Source organism: uncultured Halorubrum sp. (assembly GCF_937146585.1).
In the GTDB taxonomy this organism is placed as follows: domain Archaea; phylum Halobacteriota; class Halobacteria; order Halobacteriales; family Haloferacaceae; genus Halorubrum; species Halorubrum miltondacostae.
The window spans coordinates 1-4,172 of sequence record NZ_CAKZRO010000109.1; the positions used below are offsets into that span (position 1 = coordinate 1).

The window sequence follows — 4,172 nt, forward strand, 5'->3', positions numbered from 1 at the left end:
GTCCGTCTCCTCCCGAAGTTCGGAATAGAGCGCGTCACGAACCTCTCGCTTGTTGGTCTTACACTCAGTGTAGGAGGTGTCGGACCAACAGTAGTCGGCGGTTCGGTTCGCGCAGTACAGGTATTGCTCGGCGGTTCGGTGGAGTGCGTCGCGTTGCTCGTCGGAAACGGCGAGTTTCACGACGGCGGTTCGACGCACGCCCATAGTTTCAGAGAGTACCCGACGGTACTTATATGATCGGGAGTCGGTCGGTCGGGGTGTGGTGGTTGTGTCGTCCCATGTCGGTTTCCTCCCCGACCTACTCGCTCACTCCGTTCGCTCCTTGAGGTCGGGGGCTCCACCTCGAAAATGCTGAGTTCTGGTGTCGATTTACTCCCCGTCCTCACCCTCCTCATTGCTCTCACCTTCCGCCCGCAACGTCTCGTCCGCGAACTCCCGAATCCGCTTTCTGTCCTCGGCGCTCACGTCGACCGCCTGCGCGCTCTCGATCTGTCCGTTCACGACGGCGTTCTGCTGTGGTCCCCACACCTCCGGCGGCTGTGCTTTGATGTACTCGGCTCACTGGATCAGCCGCTCGTAGAGGGGCGGTCCGTCCAGACTATCATCGGCATCGGACGAATTCTCCTCAGGTGTTTGTGAGTCGGTCATTACGTTCGAATCGGCGCTCAGTCGTCGCCCGGGCGATACGCGCCCGATCGATGCTCGATGTCGTAGATCACCACGACCTCTCGGTCGCGTTCAGCATCGGCGCCGAGGCGAAAGTCACCGATACGGATCTTCCCGTGCGGAACGCCGGAGAGGGGTTCGATATACTCTGGTGGGTCCCGCCACTCGTCGGTCACGATGTCGTCAAGCTTCGAGACGATCCGCTGCTGTATCGGCATATCGAGCCCCTCGAACGCTCGCGCGGCAGGAGGTCGAAACTCCCACGTCCAGTCTTGACATCCTCCCACGGCTGAAGCCGTGGGATTCCTCCGGTGGGGATGTTGGCTATGCCGTCCCCACAGAGGCAAGTTTCCCGTCGCCGGTACTCTGGTTTGTGCGCTCCTCGTTGGGACTGGCCCTCTCGGGAGAGTGTGATAGCTCCGACCAGGTGTGGTCGTCCCACGTGAGGCGCACGGGCCGTGCCATCGACCTAACGGGTTCGCTAGCCTGCTCGTCAAGGAACGTGCGAGACGCACACAGGTCGGCGTGGGCTTCATGACCGCACGGACACCGGAACACGTCGCCGTCCCGGTCGGTGTCATCCTGCTCGCCACACACCGGGCACGTTCGCGTTGTGTCGGCTTCTGACCGTACCTCGACCGTGATACCGTATTCTTTGGCGGTGTACGACAGCCGCTCGATGAACGCCCGGAACGCCCAGAATTGGTGCGTCTTTGCGTTCACCTCGGCACACCAATGCGTCGAAAGAACGTCCGTGAGGTCGCCCACGTATACCGTGGTGACCCCTTCGGCATAGAGCCGTTCCATCAGGTGTCGAACCAGCGCGTCTTGTGCGTGGTCGCGCCGTCGCGTCCGTGTGCGATACAGCCGCCGTATCCGCTGACTGTTGTATTGTCCCTCGCGGAGTTTAGACTGTAACCGGGCGATCTCCTCGGTTGTCTCACGGAAGCGGGCGAACAGGTCACGCCCCTCGTAGAGATACTGCTGGCCGGTCGTGGTCGTACAGGCGACGAGATTGTTTGCGCCCACGTCCAGCGCGGCTTCGTGCGAAGCCAGTGGTGAATCCTGTTGGGAATCAGGCACGGTAACAGGCTGAAAGGCCCTGAACGTGTCGTCCGTCTCGTCGTACTGTATCTCCAAGCGACCTTGTTCGCCGTCCCACTTCGGGTTGCCAGCAACTTCGAGGCGCAGGCGGTCGTGATAGCCAAGTCCGTACTCGTCTTTCAGAGCGTGGCCGACGGGGATCTCGACTCGTGATCGCTCGCCGGCTTCCAGCGTGTATTGGTCGTTGCGGATGAACGTGCGGAGTTCTCTGCCGTCGTCCTCGTTGCCCCAGTAGCCCGGCGGAGCGGTATTCTCGCCGTTTTCGCGGGCGGCGAAGAACGACTGCCACGCGGATGTGTTCTTCCGAATGATCTGCTGTGCGGTGGCAGAGCTGAGCACATCGACGTACTGCTTCCGGTAGTCGGCGGTGTCCCACACGCTGTCGCCGTCGAAGAACTGCTGGCGGCGCTCGTAGTTCAACTCGTTCCACAGGCTCGCAGAGGCGTCCAACAGGTCCCGCAGTAGCCGCTTGTCGTCGTTGGAGAGCGGGCGTACCGCGAACGTGTTGGTTCGCCTCACGACACCAATTAATATAGTCTTGCGGTCCTAAAGTCTTGTCACTGATGCGTCCAAACGTGGATATTCCGTGGTCGCTCCACGGACAGGTGAAAGAGTGGGCCGAGGAAACCGACCGGACCCTCACCGAAGCATACATCGAGTTAGTCAATACAGGACTCGATAAGGTGGAATATCCAGAAGAGTCGTAGCGGGTGGTTTCCTACGGAATGTTGTCGCTCAGACCCACCCCTGAAGGGGTGGGCTTCCGCTCGCTACGTGTCATCGATCAGCTCGACGACCTCGTCGCGAGAGACGGCCTCGCTCTCACCCTTTCGCATCGCGTACTCCTCGGCGGCGATGCTCGCCAGCATGTCGCGCGACGCGCCCGGATGCTCCGTCGCGTCCCGGATCGCGTGCCGGAGGAACTCGCTCCGAGACGTGTAGCCCTCTTCCTTCCAGGCCGCATCGATCTCCGCCAGCTGGCGCTCGGTGACGCGGACGTTGATCGTCGTCGTCTCGGGGTCGTCGACGTCGGGGTCGTTCGTACCCGTTTCAGACATACGTGTGTGTTACGTCAGCGGTTATATAAAATATCGGCCCCGAACCGATCCGGCGCGGGTCAGAACAGCCCGGGGACGAGGACGTAGCTCAGGAGCATCCCGAACAGCCCGGCGAACAGCGCGAACAGGGCCATCGGGACGATCGCCTTGCGGAGCAGGTCGCCCTCGCGGCCGGTGATGCCGACGACGCCGCAGATGGCGGCGACGTTCAACACGGAGACCATGTTGCCGAGGCCGCCGCCGACGTTCTGGAGGCTGACGACGATCGTCCGGGAGAGCTCGACCGTCTCGGCGGCGTTGTACTGGAGCACGCTGAAGAGGATGTTCGAGGAGGTGTTGCTCCCGGTCATGAAGGAGCCGATGGCGCCGATCCACGGCGAGATCAGCGGGAGCAGGCCGCCCGCGCCGATCGCGAGCGCCCGGCTGAGCGCCTCCATCATCCCGAGGAGATCCGCGGTGTTCGTCTGCGACTGGATCATCACCTGCGTCATCGACACCGCGATGATAAGCGTGAGCGCGGCGGGCGCGACCTGCTCGACCGAGCGCCGCCACGCCGCCCCCATCTCGCCGAGGTCCATCTTGTGGATGAGCCCCGTGAGGACGGCGATCGGGATGAACGGCATCGTCCCCGGGAGGTAGAGGTACTGGAGCGTGTAGCCGAGCTCCGTGCCGAGGATCGAGTCGATGCTGACGGAGAAGCTCTGGATCCACGCGAGCACCTCGGTCCCGGCGAGGGTAAGGTCCGGCCACCGCGTGACGAGTAGGGCGACCGCGACGAGCAGGTACGGCGTCCACGCCAGCAGCACCGACATCTCCTTTTTCGGCTGGTCCCGGGAGATCTCGTCGAGCTCGAGCCCGCCGAGCCAGGTGTCGCTCCAGCGCGAATCGCTCGGGAAGTCCCACTCGCGGTCGGGGACGAGGATATTGTTGTTCGCGAGCAGGAGCCCGACACCGAGGACGACGAACCCGGCCGCGATGTCGGGGAGCGCGGGGCCGACGACCCACGCGATCGCCAGCTGCGTCCCGCCGGTGACGGCACCGAGCAGGAGCGCGAACGGGGCGATCGGAAGCGTGTCGCGGACGGCGCCGCCGACGCTCCGGCCGCCGTCGGCGTCGCCGAACCAGTACGTCAGGAAGAACACGCCGAGCAGGCCCCAAAACACGTAGGTCACCCCCGTGACGACGCCGGACCACGCGGAGACCATCGAGAGGAACTCGGCGACGCTCACCGAGCCAGACAGCGCCGGTTCGATGACGGCGCCGGTCCCGCCGATGACCGGCGTCCCGGCCGCGCCGAACGGCGGGTTCGGCGCGTTGAAAAAGAGGCCGAACACCGCGGCGGCC

5 protein-coding genes and 1 pseudogene are annotated in these 4,172 nt (G+C 63.8%); all 6 read right to left on the minus strand.

Annotation, left to right across the window (positions count from 1 at the left end; translation table 11 throughout):
• Window positions 1-204 (minus strand): annotated as a pseudogene (locus Q0116_RS09125) (RNA-guided endonuclease TnpB family protein); the annotation flags it as partial.
• 165 nt (window positions 205-369) lie between these two features.
• Window positions 370-501, minus strand: coding sequence for a hypothetical protein (locus Q0116_RS09130; RefSeq protein WP_297887159.1), 132 nt, complete (start codon window positions 499-501; stop codon window positions 370-372).
• Between the two features lie 164 nt (window positions 502-665).
• A complete protein-coding gene (locus tag Q0116_RS09135) occupies window positions 666-884 on the minus strand; it encodes a type II toxin-antitoxin system RelE/ParE family toxin (RefSeq protein ID WP_008443429.1) in 219 nt (72 codons plus the stop codon).
• 106 nt (window positions 885-990) lie between these two features.
• Window positions 991-2,289 carry a transposase gene (locus Q0116_RS09140; protein ID WP_297887167.1) on the minus strand — a complete coding sequence of 433 codons (1,299 nt, stop codon included), beginning with the start codon at window positions 2,287-2,289 and terminating at the stop codon, window positions 991-993.
• Between the two features lie 251 nt (window positions 2,290-2,540).
• Complete coding sequence (locus tag Q0116_RS09145; protein WP_297887170.1) at window positions 2,541-2,828, minus strand: ribbon-helix-helix domain-containing protein; 288 nt, start codon at window positions 2,826-2,828, stop codon at window positions 2,541-2,543.
• Window positions 2,829-2,887: 59 nt separating this feature from the next.
• On the minus strand, window positions 2,888-4,172 hold a 1,285-nt coding region (locus tag Q0116_RS09150; RefSeq protein ID WP_297887173.1), incomplete at its 5' end, for an L-lactate permease.

Excerpts from the sequence above, each read along its gene's own strand:
- Q0116_RS09135 (WP_008443429.1), bottom strand. The coding sequence starts at position 884 with ATGCCGATACAGCAGCGGATCGTCTCGAAGCTTGACGACATCGTGACC.
- Q0116_RS09145 (WP_297887170.1), bottom strand. The coding sequence starts at position 2,828 with ATGTCTGAAACGGGTACGAACGACCCCGACGTCGACGACCCCGAGACG.